This is a genomic window from Acidovorax sp. Leaf73 (assembly GCF_916855635.1).
Classification (GTDB): Bacteria; Pseudomonadota; Gammaproteobacteria; order Burkholderiales; family Burkholderiaceae_C; genus Acidovorax; species Acidovorax facilis.
In genome coordinates this window covers 597,766-617,542 of sequence record NZ_CAKASI010000003.1, presented here as the reverse complement: position 1 = coordinate 617,542, position 19,777 = coordinate 597,766, and the positions used below count along the sequence as shown (strand labels likewise).

Sequence of the window (19,777 nt, the reverse complement as noted above, 5' to 3'; positions counted from 1 at the left end):
TGGCAAGCGCTAGTAGCTATCAAATTTGAAGCTAATAAATTCATGGGGTTCACCACGCTCTCGCTCAAGGGCCGGGCCCTGCGCCTGCTAAGCCAGCGGGAGCATTCCCGCAGCGAACTGGCCGCCAAGCTGGCGCCCCATGCAGAGAGCCCCGAGGAGCTGGCCGCCCTGCTGGACCTGCTGGTGGAGCAGGACTGGCTGAGCGACCAGCGCGCGGCCCAATCCCTGGTGCACCGCCGTGGCCCCCGCCTGGGTGCAGCCCGCCTCGTTCGGGAACTGCGCAACCGGGGAGTGGCCGATGAGCTGGTGCGCGAGGCCACGGCCCCGCTGCTGGCCACCGAGGTGCAGCGTGCCCGGGAGGTATGGCAGCGCAAGTTTGGCCAGGTGCCACTGGACATGAAAGAACGCTCGCGCCAGGTCCGCTTCCTGATGGCACGCGGTTTCACGATGCATGCCATCCAGAAAGCCATTGGGGGCGATACGGACGGCGACACGAATGACGAAGACCCTGGCGCCACCTGACCCAACCAGGCAGCGTCCGCAAGCTAGGCCAGGCCAGGCCCGGTCAGCGCTGCGTTGTCAACTCTGCAACAGTACTGCTGGCTGAGGGTGCCGCAAGCACCTCGGGTGGCAAGGGTACCCACCGGGCATCCAGGCCATTGGGGTCCACCACATACACAATGGCCTGGCCCGAGCCTCGGTCGCTCAGGATGCCCGTGATCCATGGGGCATGTGCGGACACGCTGCCCGGTACAGGGTGCACGCTGTCCTGCGACACCACGCCCACCAGACGCTCCACCAACAGCACCACCGGGCGGCCCTGGCTCTTGACCACGACCGCCACGGCCCGCCGAGGGTCGGCCAATGCAGACAGGCCCGCAATGCGGCAGGCGTCATAGGCGGGCGCCATGCGGGTGCCGCCTTCGTGGACAATCTCCAGCATGCCGGCCAGCTGCGCCGGGCCCGGCACCTGCACCAGGCGCGCGGCCGACATGGCCTGCTGCACGTGCATGCTGTCAATGGCCAGCAGCAGGGCGCCACAGGCCACCACACCATAGCGGCGCACATTGCCGCCCGCCCCCTGCACAGATGACTGCGGCAAGGCCAGGGCACCGCCGCTGACCACGGCGGGCTGCACGGGCATCAGCAATACGGAGTACACGGGTTCCCGGTATCCATCGTCGCGCTTGAATTCCCGGTATCCGGTGCTGACCGCCACACCCGCCAGATAGTCCTGCCCTTGCCAGTGCACGCGCTGCGCGGTGGCGGGCAGGACAGACGCAGTCGCCGCAGAGGAAGTTCTTGCGCCCTGCCCGGGCTGCCGCCCTGCGGCAGCGGGTGGCACTGCGGCCCGTGCGATATCTGCCACAAAAGGCAACACAGGTTGCGCACCGCCCAGAGCGGCATCCGGGCCATCCTCGTCGGCGCTGGCCAGCACGCGCCCCTGCGCATCGGTGAAGAAGCCTCGCATGCCCTGGCCCTGCGGCAGTGCGTCGCGCAGCATGGCCTTCAGCTCGGTGGCGCAGTTGAAAGCCAGCGCGATGCCGCCCACCACCGGGCCGCCCGGCGCAGCGCGCAGCGCGGCGCAGTACACATAGGCGGGCAAGCCATCGGCCAGCGCCTGCGGCTGCATGGGCGACACGGCATAGGCCTGCGAACCTTGCAAGGCCAGGGTGCGCCGGACCAGGTCGGCATCCAGTTTCAGGTCGGCGGGCAGCGTGTTGGCATCGCAGGACACGGCCACCACGAGCCCCTGGCGGTCAAACAGCGCCACGCGCCGGTACACCGTGTAGAGGCTGTTGAGGTGCGCGAGGATCTGTGCCGCGCGCTGTGCTGCAGCGGCTGATTGCCCGGGCACGCCCCGCGCCTGGATGTCACCCAGCGCATGGGCCAGTTCTTCGGACAGCGCCCACCAGCGGCAGTCGTTGGCACGTTCGTAGAGATTGCGGTCCATGATGCGGACCGCCAGGCCGGCATGGGCCTTCATCTCGGCGCGGCGCCCTGCCAGTAGCAGTCCGCGCAGTTCCTGGATGGCACCGTCGAAGACGGCAATGGTGTCCTTGCCCGTACGCCCGATCTGGTCAAACACGGCATGGATCGACGAGCCTGCGCTCACCGCCGATTCGGCCACCTTGCCATTCCAGATCACGCGGGTAAGCCCTTCTTCGATGGCGCGGGCGCGTTCCACAATGGCGCGCAGCATGGGATCATCCACCTCCATGCGCGCCGCCTCAGCCGTCGCCGGCGCGCCACCGCCCCCTGCAGACTCCTGCATACCTTGCTCGCCCTTGAACGCCGCATCCAGCCGCACCAGCGCCACCGCCCGCCAGGGCAGGCCTTGGTAGCCCTGGTAGCCCCGGGTGGTGCGCGCCTGCGCCAGGTAGTCGTGGCCCCGGTGGGTGCAAGGGCGGGCGTCAAGCGACTGCAGAGAGCCAGTGGCCAGGACCTCGCCCACCGAGAATTCAGCGGGCTTGCTGGACGCAATGACACGATCACTGCCATCCACGAGCAGCAGCGCCACGCGGTCCTCGGGGTCGCGCAGGTCGGCAAAGATCGACTCCAGCTCGGAATGGAGTCCAAAGCGCAGCACCACGGCCCCGCAGGCGCGCCCCTGCGCCGATACAACGCGGTGCACATACAGCAGCAGATCGCCTTCGCCGGGATACCAGCCCGAGGCACCGTAGTGCTCGCCATAACCGGGCCTGTCCATCGCACCCCGCCACCAGGAGGGCTCCTGCACAACCAAGGCCTCAGTCACCTGCCGGTCTTGCAGGCCCAGCAACGGATGGGCACAGGCATCCAGCAGCAGGATGTCGTCATAGACGGTGTATTTGGCGCGGTACTCTTGCAACCGCTGGCGCAGCAGCGTGGCGGCATCGGGGTCGCCTTGGACTGCCGCAGCCTCCACAAAAGCCACCAGCGGTCCATCGGTGGCGATGAAGCCGACATCGGCCGTGCGCTCGAAAAGGTTGCGCACCAGAATATCGATGGCCACCTGGGCGCGGGACGCCAGGTCGCCCATGCGGTTGCTCAGGTGGGTGGTGGCAATGTGCTCCACCATCTCCTGGGCCAGCGTGGCGAACGCGGTACGCGTCTGGTCCAGGGTATGCAGGAAACCCGCCGCCTCGCCCGGGCACACGATGCGTGCAGTGGTGTCGATGACCTCCCAGCGAAGATCCAGGCGCTGCAACGCAGCTTCGAGCTTCTGCAGCGACCGCATCTGCGGCGCCACGATGTCATAAGACAGTGGAAAACCCATCAGCCCCCCCAAACATACGGCGTGCGCCAGTGGGCCTGGCGTGGTCAGCGGTCTGGAATCAGCTTAAACGATTCCGCCAGGGACGCCCATAGAAAAAACGCGCCAGGTCTGGCGCGTCGAAAACCTGCCGGGCAGACAGGAGGGTGGGGAAACCCGTAGCGGTTCAGAGACCGAGCATCAGCTGCAGGTTCTGCACTGCGGCGCCGCTGGCACCTTTGCCCAGGTTGTCCAGGCGCGCAATGACCACGGCCTGCCGGTATTGCTCGTTGGCAAACACGCGCAGCTCCAGCTTGTTGGTGTCGGTCAGCGTGTCGGCGGCGAGCTTCAAATCATCGGTGGGCGGCAGTACGCTGACCCACTGCTCGGGCGTGTTGGTGCGGCGGTAGTGACCGGCCAGCGCGTCGTGCAGGTCGCTGGCCTTGGGGGCTCCGGGCAGCAGGTCCAGGTGCAGCGGCAACTGCACCAACATGCCCTGGCGGAAGTTGCCCACAGCGGGGATGAACACCGGGCGGCGTGTGAGGCCGGTGTAGCGCAGGATCTCGGGGATGTGCTTGTGCGTCAGGCCCAGGGCGTAGGCCTCATACGGCGCTGCAGTGCCTGCCTCGTACGCTTCGATCATGGTGCGGCCGCCGCCGGAGTAGCCCGACACCGAAGGCAAGCTCAAAGGGTAGTCCGCAGGGATCAGGCCGGCGTCCACCAGCGGGCGCAGCATGGCAATCGCGCCCGTGGCGTAGCAGCCGGGGTTAGAGACACGGGTGGCGTCGCGCACCGCCTGCGCCTGCGATGCAGCGAGTTCTGGAAACCCGTACACCCAGCCATCGGCCGTGCGGTGGGCCGTGCTGGCGTCGATCACCTTGACCTTGCGGCCCGAGCTGCGCTCGATCTCGTCCACCATGGCCACGGTGTCGCGCGCCGCATCGTCGTGCAGGCACAGCACCACCAGGTCGACCCCCGCGATCAGGTCGCGCTTGGCGGCTGGGTCTTTGCGCAACTCGGGCGCAATGCTGACCAGCTCGATCTGCGGCGTGGCCTGCAGGCGCTCGCGGATCTGCAGGCCCGTGGTACCGGCTTCGCCATCGATAAAGACTTTGGACATGGAGGTGCTCCTGCAAAAAGGCGGCAGCGGCTGCCGGAATAGAAAAGAGAAAAAGGGGGGATGGGAAGGCTACCAGCCCAGCCCAGGGTGTAAGTTAGGCACAAGGATGGTGCGTTGCAACATGATACAGTCGCGGGTTGCCATGTCCCAAGCCCGCGGCCAGACATCTGTTCATGGTAAACGGGTAACTACCACCCTTCCCTGAGAGAGACCTCATGAAGATTCACGAATACCAAGGCAAGGAAATCTTGCGCAATTTTGGTGTGCCCGTTCCGCGTGGCATTCCCGCATTCACGGTGCAAGAAGCCGTTGAAGCAGCCCAGAAGCTCGGCGGCCCCGTGTGGGTGGTCAAGGCCCAGATCCACGCCGGTGGCCGTGGCAAGGGCGGCGGCGTGAAGGTTGCCAAGACCATTGACGATGTGAAGGCACGCGCCAGCGACATCCTGGGCATGCAGCTGGTCACGCACCAGACGGGCGCTGAGGGCCAGAAGGTTCGCCGCCTGTACATCGAAGACGGCGCCGACATCAAGAACGAACTGTATGTGTCGCTGGTCACCGACCGCGCCACGCAAAAGGTCGCCCTGATCGCTTCGAGCGAAGGCGGCATGGACATCGAGGAAGTGGCCCACTCCACGCCCGAGAAGATCATCACCGAGATGATCGATCCGCTGACCGGCATCACCGAAGCGCAGAGCCGCAAAGTGGCAGCAGCCATCGGCCTGACCGGTGCCTCGATCGACCAGGCCGTGGACATCTTCGCCAAGATCTACAAGTGCTACATGGACACGGACGCGTCGCTGGTGGAAATCAACCCGCTGAACTGCGACTCCAAGGGCAACCTGATGGCCCTGGACGCGAAGTTCAACTTTGACGCCAACGCCCTGTTCCGCCACCCCGAAATCGTGGCCTTCCGCGATCTGGACGAAGAAGATCCGGCCGAAGTCGAAGCCTCCAAGTTCGACCTGGCCTACATCAGCCTCGATGGCAACATCGGCTGCCTGGTGAACGGCGCCGGCCTGGCCATGGCCACCATGGACACCATCAAGCTGTTCGGCGGCGAGCCAGCCAACTTCCTGGACGTGGGCGGCGGTGCCACCCCCGAGAAGGTGACTGAAGCCTTCAAGATCATGCTGAAGAACCCCAAGGTCGAAGGCATTCTGGTCAACATCTTCGGCGGCATCATGAAGTGCGACACCATCGCCACCGGCGTGATCACTGCTTGCAAGGCCGTGAACCTGAACGTGCCGCTGGTCGTGCGCATGAAGGGCACGAACGAAGAGCTGGGCAAGAAGATGCTGGCCGAGTCCGGCCTGCCCATCATCGCTGCAGACACCATGGCCGAAGCTGCGACCAAGATCGTTGCTGCCGTCAAGTAAGCCCGGAGAACACACATGTCGATCTACATCAACAAAGACACCAAGGTCATCACCCAGGGCATCACGGGCAAGACTGGCCAGTTCCACACCGAAAAGTGCCAGGAATACGCGAACGGCAAGAACTGCTTCGTGGCGGGCGTGAACCCCAAGAAGGCGGGCGAGTCGATCTTCAACATCCCGATCTACGCCTCCGTCAAGGAAGCCGCTCAGCAGACCGGTGCCACCGTGTCGGTGATCTATGTGCCTCCAGCAGGCGCTGCGGATGCCATCTGGGAAGCCGTCGAAGCCGACCTGGACATGGCCATCTGCATTACCGAAGGCATTCCGGTCAAGGACATGCTGATGGTGCGCAACAAGATGAAGGCCAAGGAAGCCGCTGGCGGCAAGAAGACGCTGCTGCTGGGCCCCAACTGCCCTGGTCTGATCACGCCTGACGAAATCAAGATCGGCATCATGCCCGGTCACATCCACCGCAAGGGCCGTATCGGCGTGGTAAGCCGCTCGGGCACGCTGACGTACGAAGCCGTGGCGATGCTGACCGAAGTTGGCCTGGGCCAGTCGAGCGCTGTGGGCATTGGTGGCGACCCCATCAACGGTCTCAAGCACATCGACGTGATGAAGGCTTTCAACGACGATCCAGACACCGACGCCGTGATCATGATTGGCGAAATCGGCGGTCCTGACGAAGCCGAAGCCGCCCAGTGGTGCAAGGCCAACATGAAGAAGCCTATCGTGGGCTTCATCGCTGGCGTGACGGCCCCTCCCGGCAAGCGCATGGGCCACGCTGGCGCGCTGATCTCTGGCGGTGCCGACACGGCCGACGCCAAGCTGGCCATCATGGAAGAGTCGGGCTTCATCATCACCCGCAATCCTTCGGAACTGGGCAAGCTGCTCAAGGCCCAGCTGAAGTAAATCTCGCTGCGCCCGTCCGCGTCACCGCGGACACCTCGGGCTTGAGGGCTCGCAGAGGAAGGCGAATTCCAAAAAAAGCGCCCAGAACCAACGTTCCGGGCGCTTTTTGCATGGGAAGACCAAAGTGTGCCTGGGTGGCTCGTCGCGTTAGGGTGACAAAAATGGCACACCCGATTCACGCATCCTGCCTGCCCCGACAAGAACCGCCATCGAATCCTCGATGAACCACCCGTCGCACGCGGTTGGGGGTCACACCAAGCCCCCCTGGCGCCCCGGCTTAAATATTGCTTTGAACAGCTCTCAATACAGAGAGTGGAATATCAGCAGTGGGACGAACAACCTCGGGGCGGTGGCTTGGCATGTGGCGTACCGATGGTTTGCGGGGCGCATTGGCTGCGGCGGTGCTGGTTGCACTGTGCGCAGCCACGGGTCTGTTCCAGTGGCTGGAGTACCGCGTGTATGACGCTGCGACCAGCATCCACACGCCAGCCCCGCTCCCTGAAATTGCCATCATCGGCATCGACGATGCCACCCTTGAAAGCTTGGGCAACGGCCCCTGGTCTCGGGATGTCTACGCCAAGTTGATCGACCAGCTTTCGGCGGCTGGCGCCAAGACCATTGTCCTGACCCCGTCTTTTGCCGAACCCCAGTCCGACCGTGGCCTTGCCTACCTTCGCAAAATGCGGGACACGATGGCGCGGGCGGGGGACACATCCCCGCTGGCGACGGAGTTGAGCCGCACCGTAGACGAGGCGGAGAAGGCTCTGGATTCTGACGCGCGCCTGGCCGCCAGCATCCAACGGGCCGGCAACGTTTTCCTGGCCTCGCGCTACACCCTGGCGGGCGGTGCCCGCACACCGCTGCCCGCCTATGTGCACCGCAGCGTTTTGCCGAACCCGGCAAGCTTTGCGATCCCCGCCACATCGGCGCAAAACCCGGTAGCCGGGATCGGTTCGGTGGCGGCAGGCGTCGGTCATCTTTCGGTCGCCCTGGACGAAGATGGACACCTTCGCGGCATTCCCCTTCTGCTGCGGTACGACGACGTCGGCGTGCCCTCCTTGGCCTTGCTCGCGGCCAGGCACAGTCTGCACCTGGGCCAAAACGAACTGCGGGTTCAGACGGAGCCTCAGGGCATTCGCATGGGTGGGCTGCACGTTGTGACCGACGGTTCGGCGGTGATGCACCCGCGATTTCACGCGGCGCCGGACGGTGCCTCCGCATTCCCTGTGGTGTCTTTTGTCCAGGTATCCAGCGGCAAGATTCCGCCACAGGACTTCAAGGACAAAGTGGTACTGCTGGGTGAGACAAGCAACGCGCTGGTCACCCCGTGGGTCCAGTCCAGCACGCGCACGATGTATCCCGTGGAGGTACTGGCGCAAACGCTGTCCGCCATAAGGCTGGGCCTCGGGGTGCAACGGCCTGAGTGGGCATGGACGGCGTCCTGGGGCAGCGCACTGGGAGCATTGCTCTTTGTTGCGCTGGCCCTTCCGAGACTCTCTCGTCCAGCCGGTGGAGTGCTGGGCGCAGGGCTCCTGCTCCTGCTCGCCGCCACTGAGTGGGGCCTGCTGCGTTACGCAGGGCTCTGGATTCCTTTGGCGCCCGGCGTGCTGGCTTTGTTGGGAGGCATCACAGCCTTTGCCGTGCTGGGCAAGCTCAGCGCAAGAGGTACGCCCCCATCAGCGGAAACCGCCGAAACCGATCGCATGATGGGGCTTGCGCTGCAAGGGCAGGGCCAATTGGACATGGCCTTCGAGCGCTTGCGCCGAGTGCCGCCCAGCGATGCCCTGATGGACAACCTGTACCACCTGGCTCAGGACTTTGAGCGCAAGCGCAACTTTGCCAAGGCCAAGTCCGTCTACAAACACATCCTGCAGCACAACAAGGGATACAAGGATGCCCATGCACGGTACAAGCGTGTGCGGGCGCACTTGCAGAAGGAAACTGGCGCCCCGTCCAGCACACCCGCATCGATTCCCCCCACCCCAGCGCCGCGCCTGCCAGGTGATGCCGCAACCGGCATACCGATGCTGGGCCGCTATCAGATAGACAGGGAGATTGGCAAAGGGGCGATGGGCGTGGTCTACCTGGGAAGAGACCCAAAGATTGGACGCGTGGTTGCCATCAAGACCCTGGCGCTCGGCGAAGAGTTCGAGGGCGACGCACTCATCGACGCCAGAGCCCGGTTCTTTCGCGAGGCAGAAACAGCGGGGCGCCTGCAGCACCCCTGCATCGTGACGATCTTTGATGCTGGCGAGGAACACGATCTGGCCTACATCGCCATGGAGTTCCTCAAGGGCGCAGACCTGGCGCGGGCCTGCCATGCTGGGCATCTTCTACCGGTGGCCACGGTGCTTTCCATCGGAGCACGCGTTGCCGAGGCGCTGGACTACGCCCACGCACACAACGTGGTGCACCGCGACATCAAGCCTGCCAACATCATGTTCGACGCCGCCACGGATGCCGTGAAGGTGACGGATTTTGGCATTGCACGCATCACGGATTCCAGCAAGACACGCACAGGACTGGTTCTGGGAACCCCGAGTTTCATGTCACCGGAACAACTCGCAGGCAAGAAGGTAGATGGCCGGTCAGACCTCTACTCATTGGGTGTCACGTTGTTTCAGCTGCTGACGGGCTCGCTGCCGCTGCGCGGGGAGTCAATGACGGAGCTGATGCACAAAATCGCCAACACGGAGGCGCCCGACATTCGGCAGCTGCGTCCCGAGCTTTCCCCCGCCGTGGCGCGCGTGGTGGCCCAGGCCCTTCAGAAACGCCCGGAGGCCCGGTACCAGACGGGCCGGCAATTTGCCGCCGACCTGCGGCAGGCGGGCGTGGCAGCCGGACAGGCGGGATCGCCGGAGCCGGGAGCAGTCGTCTATGATGCGGACCGCGATGCAACAGGGCATGAAATGGCGGATTTTCAGAGAACCGTGATGGAGCAACCCGCTGGGCGGGGCGCGGCATCCCCGCCGATTTCAGGCGCCCGATGACGCTCGCCCCAACATCCATGACCTACGAATTTTTCGCACGCACCGACAAAGGCCGCGTGCGCACCAACAACGAAGATGCGGTGGCGGTCGACCGGGATGCTCAGGTCGCCATCCTCGCCGATGGCATGGGCGGATACAACGCTGGTGAAGTGGCAAGCGGCATGGCCACCACGTTCATCCGCACCGAGATGGCCCGCTGGTTGGGGCAGGCCGGCAGCACTCCCCAATCGACCGACGTGCGGCGAGCCCTGGAGATCTGCGTCGAGAACGCCAACCATGCCATTCTGGGTGCCTCGCTTTCCAACCCCCAATATGCGGGAATGGGCACCACGCTGGTGGTCGGGGTTTTCCACGGCAGCCGCCTCATCCTCGGACATATTGGCGACTCCCGCTGCTATCGCCTGCGCGATGGCACCCTGCAACAGATCACACGCGACCACTCCTGGCTCCAGGAACAGGTTGATGCCGGCCTGCTTACAGCGCAGCAAGCCGCGCTGTCGTCCAATCGCAATCTCGTTACTCGTGCGCTGGGCGTAGAGCCCAATGTCATGATGGAAGTCAACGAGTTTCAGGTGGCCCCCAATGACTTGTTCCTAATGTGTTCAGACGGCCTCACGGACATGGTCGCTGACTCAGACTTGGCGGAGCTGGTGCGAACACCACTGCCTTTGGAGGAAAAAGCCACATTGCTCATCGACACTGCCAATGCGAACGGTGGGCGTGATAACGTCAGCGTACTGCTGGTGCAAGCGGCTGCGGGGGGCAAGAAACGCGGCCTTATGTCCCGATTGCTAGGGGCCGCGTAAGTGGCGCCGACTACAACAATTACTCATCACATCAGGAGTGGATCATGCCCAGAATGATCGTTTCAATCGACGGGGTTGTCATCAAGGAAGTGCAACTGACCAAAGAGCGCACTACGCTCGGCCGCCGCCCTTACAACGACATCGTGATCGATAACCTCGCCGTGAGCGGCGAACATGCCGTCATTCACATGGCAGGCCAGGATGTGGAAATTGAAGACCTGGGGAGCACCAACGGCACCTACGTCAACGCCAAGGCTGTCAAGCGCCAGGAACTGCGCAATGGCGACACCGTTGAGGTGGGCAAGTACAAGATCCGTTTCATGCACGAGGCTGAAGGGCAAAACTTCGAGAAGACCATGATCTTCAAACCGGGAATGGTGCCTCCGTTGGGCACGGCATCCCGGCCTGCCCCGCTGGGTGCTGCCACTGCCCCGCCCATCTCCGGGGTCATCCGTGTGATGTCTGGTGCCGCTGCGGGACGGGAAGTGTCGCTGCAAAAAGTGGTTACCACCATCGGCAAACCTGGCGTTGCCGTGGCCTCCATTACTAAGCGGCATCAGGGCTTCGTGCTGGCCCATGTCGAGGGCCCCGACATGCCTCTGCTCAATGGTGCTTCCATCGGCACATCTCCTGTACCTCTCAAACACGGTGATCGGCTGGAGTTGGCAGGTACGGAAATGCAGTTCGAACAAAGCTGACGGCCGCACCCGGGCCTCGCGCCCCATCTGGCAATTCATCTGCCGACCTTGTCGCCGGAACCCATGCAATCCAGACTTTTGCATCTGTTCCGACGGCACGCTCGCCGCACGGCAGTCACCCTGATTCCGTTAGCGTTTGCACTGCTGCACATTTCAGGCGCCCTTCATCTCCAGGTGCTGGAGCGGCTCGAAAACATCATCTACGACACCCGGCTGCGTGCGACCATGCCGCGTACGCTGGATGAGCGTATCGTCATCGTTGATATTGACGAAAAAAGCCTTGATAGGGTGGGGCATTGGCCTTGGGGACGGGACAAGCTTGCTGCTTTGACGCAGGAGCTGTTTGAACGGCAACAGGTCGCGCTGGTGGGGTTTGACGTCCTCTTCGCGGAAGCAGACGGAAGCTCGGGTCTCGCAAACCTGGAGCGTTTGGCCAAAGGGCCTTTGCGGGCGCAGACAGGCTTCAAGGAACAACTGGCGCGCCTGGCTCCCGCTCTTGACTACGACGCACTCTTTGCCCGCGCTCTGCAAGGCCGACCTGCGGTTCTGGGCTACTACTTCACCAGTGACCGGGACGGGAGAACAAAAGGTGTTCTACCCCCTCCTGCCTTGCCCACCGAGAGACTTCGTGGTCTCCCATTGCGGGCCACCTCCTGGGGTGGATACGGCAGCAACATTGAAAAACTGGCCAATGCTGTGCCTGCTGCGGGTTTTTTCAACTCGGTTACCGATGACGATGGCGTAGTCCGTTCCCTTCCTCTCCTTGCGGAGCACCAGGGAAAGTACTACGAATCCTTGGCGCTTGCGATGTTTCGCACGCTGCTTGGCTTGCCGGAAGTACATCCCAACTATGTCAGCGCCGTCCCCCAAGGCACCCACGACACCTTGCACAGCATCGTGCTGCGCCAGCATGGCCGCGAACTTGCGCTGCCTGTAGACGACCGGCTAGCAACACTCATACCCTTTCGCGGCCCCGGCGACGTGAGCGGAGGGTCATTCCGCTATGTTTCCGCGTCGGATGTACTGGAGGGCAAACTGCCTGCCAACAACCTGCAAGGCCAACTGATTCTGGTGGGCTCAACAACCCCCGGTCTGCTCGACCTGCGCGTAACCCCCGTAGGCCGAACCTATCCCGGCGTGGAAACCCACGCCAATATGCTGTCCGCCTTTCTCGATGGCAAAAGCATCGTGCGACCCGACTACGCGGTGGGCTTTGACGCTGCACAGCTGCTCTGTGCAGGTGTTTTGCTGGCCGTCGCCCTGCCCGCGCTGTCAGCCACCTCCGCGGTGCTTCTCAGCCTGGGGGTGGTTGCAGCGCTGGCAGGCCTCAACCTGTGGCTTTATCTCGCCCAAGGCTTGGCAATGCCACTGGCGACGGTAATCGTGATGGCGGTACTGGCATTCGCGCTCAACATGGTCTACGGCTACTTTGTGGAAAGCCGATCCAAGCGGGAACTGGCTGCGCTGTTTGGCACTTACGTGCCACCCGAGTTGGTGGACGAGATGGTCAAGCAGCCCGAAAACTACAGCATGCAGGCCACCAGCCGCGAACTGACCGTCATGTTCTGCGACATGCGAGGGTTCACCGCCATGTCGGAGCAGATGGAGCCCCTGCAGCTGCAAGCCCTGCTCAACGACGTGTTCAGCCAGTTGACCCACATCATTCGCAGCCACCGGGGCACCATCGACAAGTACATGGGGGACTGCGTCATGGCGTTTTGGGGAGCGCCGGTGCCCACCGCAGAACACGCGCAACTGGCAGTGCAGGCAGCGCTGGACATGGAGCGTGCGGTTGAGCAGATCAACTTGTTGCACCGGGAGCGCGGGCTTCCGGAAATCGGTATTGGCATAGGGCTTAACACCGGCACCATGTGCGTGGGCGACATGGGTTCGGACATCCGCCGCAGCTACACGGTCATCGGCGACGCGGTGAACTTGGGGTCTCGCCTGGAAGGCCTGTCCAAGCACTATGGCGTGCGTACCGTGGTGAGTGAATCCACCCATACCCAGGCACCGGATTTCATCTGGCAAGAGCTGGACCTGGTGCGCGTGAAGGGCAAAGCCCAGGCTGTGGCAATATATTCGCCGGTTGCCGTTCTACAGACCGGTATGCCGTACAAAGTGGAGGAATTGTCCATATGGAAACACTTCCTGGATGCGTATCGCGCCCAGGACTGGGCACAATGCGGCAAACTGCTGGTGAACTTACAGCAAACTGCCGCGCCCTCCGCCCTCTACGAACTGTATGCTGCCCGAGTACAAACCCTCCAGGGGCAGGCCGTCGATCCAGAATGGGACGGCGCCACCAATTTCGACACCAAATAGACAGGTTGGCCCATGAAAGTTCGTGTGCTGGGCTGCTCCGGAGCCATCGCTAAAGATTGCCGGACTACGTCCTTCCTCATCGACGACAACATTCTCGTCGATGCGGGTACAGGAGTGGGCGACCTGACACTGGACGAAATGCGAAAGATCGACCATGTGTTTCTTACGCATTCACACCTGGACCATATTGCTGCGCTGCCGCTGATGTTGGATGCGGTCTCCTCCTTGCGCAACTCACCCGTGCAGATTCACGCCCTGCCCGCCACCATTGACGCCCTTCGCACGCACATCTTCAACAACGTTGTTTGGCCGGACTTCGGGTCTATCCCCTCAGCAGACAAACCTTTTGTTCGCTTTTGCCCATTGCAAACCAGCGAACAGCGCACCGTCGCCGGAGTTTTGATCGAAGCACTGCCCGCCGTCCATACGGTGCCTGCGGTGGGCTATGCAATACAGGGAAGCTCAGGCTGGTGGGTTTTTAGCGGAGACACCGAACGCAACCCCGCCTTCTGGAATCGCGTCAACCAGTTGCCAGTGGTTATGTTGGTCATCGAAACCGCATTCAGCAACCGTGAAAGTGCCCTGGCCCGCCGAAGTCTGCACCTGTCGCCACACACCCTGCTGATGGAACTACAGTCTTGCGAGCAGCAAGACTGTCAGGTGTACATAACCCATACCAAACCAGCGGAAACAGAAGTCATCTTGCGGGAAATTCGCAGTCTGCTGGCAACCAATCTTTTGAGTACTGGCTCCAGTAGCGAGGCATCCGTCAATATTGGCTGGCTGCAGGCTGGTCAGGAGTTTGCGATATAGCACTGACCGTGTGATGTGCTCAGTGCGCAGATCTGGATTCCACATCATTGCCACTGGCGCCAAAGTGCTGTGTTTCAAACGAAAAACAAATTTTCCGGATATTGCCCAGCACGGAGAGCGCCTCATCCTGTTGCACGCTTCCGGACTGCCGCGAGATCCGCGTGACATGCATACAAAAGAAGCACTTGGTGACACTCTTGCGCGGACAAAAATGTCAACCGAGCCTACAGGTGTGAACCTCTATCAGGCTCGCCCCCATCCCTCGTATGCTTGCTCGCCAGCAGCGCTGTTGCAGAAGGCCCCCAAGGGCTGGCACGATAAATGCTGCATCAGCACAGACCTGGAGAATCCTTCTGCAGGTTGTTTGTTTGCAATCGACCTCCGAGGAGTTTATATGAAGCGTTTCATTCAAAAGGGTTTCACCCTGATCGAATTGATGATCGTGGTGGCCATCATTGGTATTCTGGCCGCTGTGGCGTTGCCTGCGTATCAAGACTACACGGTGCGCGCACGCGTAACGGAAGGTATTGCGCTGGCTGCTGGCGGCAAGAAGCTTGTGGAAACAGATGCAAATACAGCTTTGGAGCTGAAGGCGGTGGCTGCCACTTTCAATGCACAGGTTGGCGGTAACGGTGCTATTAGTAAGTATGTGACGAAAACCAACATCAACGAGGAAACCGGTGAAGTTATCGTGACTTTTAACAAGGCCAATATTGGCCCTATTCCGGCGAATGCTACACTGGTTTATACGCCTTACATGCAATTGACCGGCGGCCCTGTTCAATTGAAAGCAGCGCTCAATGGTGTGGAAACCGGTACGGTTGATTGGGGTTGCTCCTCGGTAGACAATGCCGTGTCTGGCGGACGTAATTTGCCACGAATTACCGCTGGGACTCTGCCCGCAAAATTTGCACCGAGCGAATGCCGCTGATATAAGCTCTGTTCAGATCGTAAAAATGCCCGCTCGCGGGCATTTTTATTTGCTTATACTTTTTGACTTTTTCTAGCAAGATATTCCTAAAAGTTAGGCATGAGCATTCGAGGAAAAAGCACATTTTCTGTTCCTTTTCGCCATCTGATAATTTCGATCATTGTGGCGTTAGTGGTCGCAGCGCTAGTATTTTTTATTTGGTTTCCTGGACCCTTGGTAGATTTTGCCGGAGGACAAAAAATACTATGGATTTTAGTTGGCGTTGATGTGGTGTGCGGACCGCTATTAACACTGCTCTTGTATCGCCCCGCAAAAAGTCGCCTAGCATTGATTATCGACCTGGGGATGATTGCAGCGATCCAACTAGCTGCCCTGGGTTACGGTTTACACACTTTAGCGCAGGCTCGCCCTTTGGCATTCGTTTTCGAAGTTGACCGATTTCGCATGGTCACTTATGCAGACATCCAGGAGGATGATAGAAAACACCTTCCTTATTGGTTTGCCCCGTGGAGCTTAAATAGGGCGCGCACCCTCGGGCTGAGTCCAGCACAATCTTCTGACGAGCGTCTAACCATTATCAATGACTCCTTGCACGGCATCGAAGCAGGTCAGCGACCTAAGCATTGGGGAGACTATAGCGCGAGCATCTCAAAAGTGCTCACACGAGCAAAGCCAATAACAGTACTTCGAGAAAAATACCCGCAACATGATCCCTTAATAAACAAGGCTATTGATACCGCACTCAGAGATATAGATGCGGGTGAAGTCAGCGATGGGAACTCGTTGGCATGGATACCTTTGGTGTCCCGCAATAGCCTGGAATGGGTTGTTTTGCTGGATCCTAAATCCGGACGAATTCGTGGATATATCCCACTCGACGGTTTTTGATGTTTCGACTCTGCCACATCATTAATATTCTAAGCAAAATATCAATCCTGTTTGGCAATTGAAAATCCATTCTTTAGAATTTTCATTAGGCCATTCAACAGCAGATATTTTTAAAAGCGCAAAGCTCGCAACGCGTCAGAGTGCGACTGGCATTTTGAATCCAAATTAGGGCAAGTGAATTCCGCTTTACCACACACTCACCTGAACTTGAAAAGAGCACTCAGTTGCGGTCTCACTGGGAAATATCCTGCGCGCTCACCAATTCAGTAATCTTCTTGCTGGGCATAGCCACACCCTTTTGGACCCGCAGGATCTGAGGGGAATTTAAGTCCCAACTGCCCTTCCGGACAATACCCTTGTGCGATTGCACTACGTCAGCAATTTCGATATACCGGCTGATCTTGCAAGCAGATGGCTCCACAATGACCTGTGCATGCGATCCGCGCCGTTTACCCGGGGGTATCAATACGTGCGCCAAGCTCCAATTAACTGATACGCCCGGGATTCGAATTTATTGCACAGTGAAATTGCAGGCTCTGTAGAACATCTTACTACCTCTGAGATAATGAGCCTTTTTCTGCCATAGCGACTGCTAACTTTGCGAGATAAGCGTAATCATTGACAACCGAGATATCTCTATCCAAGAGATCGATCGCATTTGGCAAATCACTCCATCGCTGCGAGTGAATACGGGAAAGAACGATTCCCGACCATGCCACCCCATCGAAATCAACGCGCGAATTCGGGTTGAGCGGTCGATTATTGATCCAATCGATCCCCAATGCCTCCATTTTGGCATAATCTCTCTGTGAGTGGGCACTCAACATTTCCATCGCTCTAACCAAATCCACGGACAGATTTCCACATTTCTGCCATACAGGATTGACCCATACCCCTTGCAGCATAGAGGCTGGCAAATGCCTGATGGTCCGAGCCGCTAAGCTGCTAATAGCGCTAGACAAAGCACGCATTTGCTCAGCATTTAAATCGGCAGAGCAATTTGCCGTGGTGGCCCGCAAGAATGCGACTGCGGGAGACAGGATAGCTGTATTTCCACGAATTTCGCGCACAAGTTGACGAGCTTCGGCTACAAGTAGATCGCCAGAAAAGTGCCCTAATGATGACGGCTCTATATTGTCGGGCAATGCTGACGAAATACCCATCGCTTCAAGTAACGGCCTATTAAACCTTGGCAAAGTCATGGTTGTTTCAGCAGCACTACCTTTGAAGCGTGCTTTGGGCGCATGCAGACCAAGAATTGGAAAATAATCTGAGTTGGGCCCAGGCTCCTTGGTAATCTTGCTTAGCGCTCGTAGCATATGAGCATCCGCTACTTTCCGAAAACCAAGCTGCTGGCCATTCTCGATACCGATTCGCGTCAAGTCCGCCAAAACTTTCGGACTAGAGGCTAGTGCTGGAAAGTCCATTTTGGGCAGCATCCCCTTCGGGCTTGCCACTATCAACAAATCGGAACCATTGCTCAGCCAAGCTGCATAGTCATCAAAGGCTGGTGTTAGTGACTTGAGGATAGTGCCAAGCAAAGCATCGTCTATTTCATATATTTGCACCCATTGCATGAACAGCCCCCCCTCGTTCAGATGCCGTGGAATGAATTTATAAAACTCCTGACTAAAAAGCGATCCCACACCGCTAATCCAAGGGTTAGATGGCTCTGAAACTATAATGTCATATTTTTGATTTTGCCCAGAAAAATAGCTTTTGGCATCATCAATAATGACATGAGAACGAGGATCATTATATGCCCGCTCTGACCGAGTTCCGAATGCTTTGGCCCCCTCAACCATAGCTGACTCGATATCAATGGTATCAACATGCTTAACGCGATCATCTCCCAGGAATGCGTGGGTGGTCAAACCCGACCCAAACCCAATTACACCAATCCTCTCCGGAGTTCTTACCATCCCGAGTGGTAGCGCCGCTGCAAGTACCATTGTTGGCTCATCTGGAGTGGCGGGAAGGTGATCGTGCATTTGTATGGAGGCATCAGTTTTTCCGTTGGTTGAAATATGAATACTTCCATTTTTTGAAGCCGCCGCTGCAATAGTAGCTGTTTTTCCATCTTTGTAGTAGATTATTTCGTCGTCTGCTTTTAGACTCGCACGCCCATGTCGATAAACTCCAGAAGTTGCCACCATCAAATCAAAAGGAATACGAACTGCGATAATAAGGGCAATAGCTGATAATCCAACAGCAACGCCAAATCGTAGCAAACGTTTTTTGCTATCCACTTGCTGGCGTAGCAGCACCAAGCCGATACCGATATCCACCAGGGCAGCAATACACAGCGCTAGTTTCAAGCCAAAACTGGGTATCAAAAAATGAATTGCTGTGAAAACACCTGCGATAGCGCCTACCGTATTCCATGCATAGACTCGGCCAATTGCTCGCTCACCCTGACCCGAGCGTAGTAGTACAACGGTGAACAAAGGAAGTGTCGTTCCCGCAAAAAAGGCCGCCGGTAACATGATAGCAATTGCTGTTGCCGCAGTACCCAGATTGAATAATGAATATCCCCCATCAGTTTTCCCAAGCGCCGACATTAGCCAGCCGACCCAGGCAAATGCGTTTGCATAGACGGCCAAGGATGCCAAAGCGGCTATACCCATTAAGACCTGCATCCATCCAACTAACCGCAAAGGAGATTCAGCTTGGTCAGCGTGCTTTCGCACCCACAGCCCCCCTAGAGCGATGCCCGCTATAAACGATGCCAGCATGAGTTCGAAAGCATGCATGGTGCTGCCTACAGCCATGCTTAGCATGCGTATCCAGATAATTTCGTAGGCGAACGACGCTGCTCCAGACAGTGCTGTGCCAAACAACACTGTGCGCAGCAATGGGTTATGGAAGAGACGCTGTTCAGGCTCCGCTTGACCCGATGTCCGGGCTAGGGCTGCCGGCTCAGGATCACGCGCCAACCACCAAGCTAAGGCTGCCACCACGAAGTTCAAAATGCCCGCCACAGTCATGGCCCCTGGGAGTCCCACCCATGGGAGCAGAACGAACACTGCCATTAAAGCCCCGAACGCAGCACCGATACTGTTAGTAAAGTAAAGTCCCCCGAGCAGATTGCCGTCGCTTCCTGGAAAGCGACGGATCAGACCTCCGCTCATGAGCGGAAATGTCATTCCCAGCAAAATTGTCTGCGGCAGAATCAACAACGCAGCAATAACCCATCGGGAAATATTGATCGCTAAAGGGGCACCCAATGATGGGATTAACCAGTCGTAGCTGAAATTCGCCACACCTGTAAAAATCCAGTGAAAAAGCAGTCCTAGCACACCAATAACTGCTTCAATCACTGCATATCCACGGATTAGATTTCGCCAGCGTTGTCCGGCGCGCGCAATCCACGCAGCACCAGTAGCCATCCCACCCATGAAGATGGCGAGAACAAGGGCTTGAGCATAGGCTGCATGGCCTAAAAATAGCCCTAAGTAATGAGACCATATGGACTGATATATCAGCCCTGCAAAACCCGATAAGATAAAAATGGCCAGCAGCCAGTGTCGAGGGCCACGATGCGAGGGGGTCATCAATCAATGCTCCAATTCAAATCCATAGTTAAGCTAGCCCAAGCAGCAAGAACGGTGCCGCAAGTCCATCGCCACAAATTTGGACGAAAATTTACCAAACTCCCGCGACGCGCGTTGGCTTGTGACCCG

13 protein-coding genes are annotated in these 19,777 nt (G+C 59.2%); 10 read left to right on the top strand and 3 right to left on the bottom strand.

The genetic code is table 11. The features are described 5' to 3' along the window. Positions 1-42: 42 nt before the first annotated feature. Entirely contained in the window at positions 43-522 is a 480-nt protein-coding gene (gene recX, locus LPA35_RS12585; RefSeq protein WP_176887505.1) for a recombination regulator RecX, read from the top strand. A gap of 43 nt (positions 523-565) precedes the next feature. Here the strand turns inward: recX and LPA35_RS12580 are convergent, their stop codons facing one another. After that, a complete protein-coding gene (locus LPA35_RS12580; RefSeq protein WP_228897201.1) occupies positions 566-3,259 on the bottom strand; it encodes a chemotaxis protein CheW in 2,694 nt (897 codons plus the stop codon). Positions 3,260-3,422: 163 nt separating this feature from the next. Next, positions 3,423-4,355, bottom strand: coding sequence for an N-acetyl-gamma-glutamyl-phosphate reductase (gene argC / locus LPA35_RS12575; protein WP_228897200.1), 933 nt, complete (start codon positions 4,353-4,355; stop codon positions 3,423-3,425). Positions 4,356-4,570: 215 nt separating this feature from the next. Between argC and sucC the strand changes: the two genes are divergently transcribed. The 9 genes from sucC (at position 4,571) to LPA35_RS12525 (ending at position 16,094) form a co-directional block, all read left to right on the top strand. After that, positions 4,571-5,731, top strand: coding sequence for an ADP-forming succinate--CoA ligase subunit beta (gene sucC, locus LPA35_RS12570; RefSeq protein WP_056056610.1), 1,161 nt, complete (start codon positions 4,571-4,573; stop codon positions 5,729-5,731). A 15-nt stretch (positions 5,732-5,746) separates the two neighbouring features. Further along, a complete protein-coding gene (gene sucD / locus LPA35_RS12565) occupies positions 5,747-6,643 on the top strand; it encodes a succinate--CoA ligase subunit alpha (RefSeq protein WP_056056609.1) in 897 nt (298 codons plus the stop codon). A 359-nt stretch (positions 6,644-7,002) separates the two neighbouring features. Then, positions 7,003-9,633, top strand: coding sequence for a CHASE2 domain-containing serine/threonine-protein kinase (locus LPA35_RS12560; RefSeq protein ID WP_228897199.1), 2,631 nt, complete (start codon positions 7,003-7,005; stop codon positions 9,631-9,633). A gap of 17 nt (positions 9,634-9,650) precedes the next feature. Next, positions 9,651-10,439 (top strand): Stp1/IreP family PP2C-type Ser/Thr phosphatase, encoded by a 789-nt coding sequence (locus tag LPA35_RS12555; RefSeq protein ID WP_121421578.1) that lies wholly within the window; start codon positions 9,651-9,653, stop codon positions 10,437-10,439. Positions 10,440-10,483: 44 nt separating this feature from the next. Then, entirely contained in the window at positions 10,484-11,137 is a 654-nt protein-coding gene (locus tag LPA35_RS12550; RefSeq protein ID WP_218300858.1) for an FHA domain-containing protein, read from the top strand. Between the two features lie 63 nt (positions 11,138-11,200). Further along, a complete protein-coding gene (locus tag LPA35_RS12545) occupies positions 11,201-13,462 on the top strand; it encodes a CHASE2 domain-containing protein (protein ID WP_228897198.1) in 2,262 nt (753 codons plus the stop codon). 12 nt (positions 13,463-13,474) lie between these two features. Next, positions 13,475-14,275: a 3',5'-cyclic-nucleotide phosphodiesterase gene (locus LPA35_RS12540; RefSeq protein WP_228897197.1), complete on the top strand. Its 801-nt coding sequence runs from the start codon at positions 13,475-13,477 to the stop codon at positions 14,273-14,275. Between the two features lie 64 nt (positions 14,276-14,339). Further along, on the top strand, positions 14,340-15,206 hold the full coding sequence (locus tag LPA35_RS26115; protein WP_304505256.1) for a pilin: 867 nt from the start codon (positions 14,340-14,342) through the stop codon (positions 15,204-15,206). A gap of 99 nt (positions 15,207-15,305) precedes the next feature. Next, positions 15,306-16,094 (top strand): hypothetical protein, encoded by a 789-nt coding sequence (locus LPA35_RS12525; RefSeq protein ID WP_228897196.1) that lies wholly within the window; start codon positions 15,306-15,308, stop codon positions 16,092-16,094. A 551-nt stretch (positions 16,095-16,645) separates the two neighbouring features. Here the strand turns inward: LPA35_RS12525 and LPA35_RS12520 are convergent. After that, positions 16,646-19,648 carry a fused MFS/spermidine synthase gene (locus tag LPA35_RS12520; protein ID WP_228897195.1) on the bottom strand — a complete coding sequence of 1,001 codons (3,003 nt, stop codon included), beginning with the start codon at positions 19,646-19,648 and terminating at the stop codon, positions 16,646-16,648. Positions 19,649-19,777 lie beyond the last annotated feature (129 nt).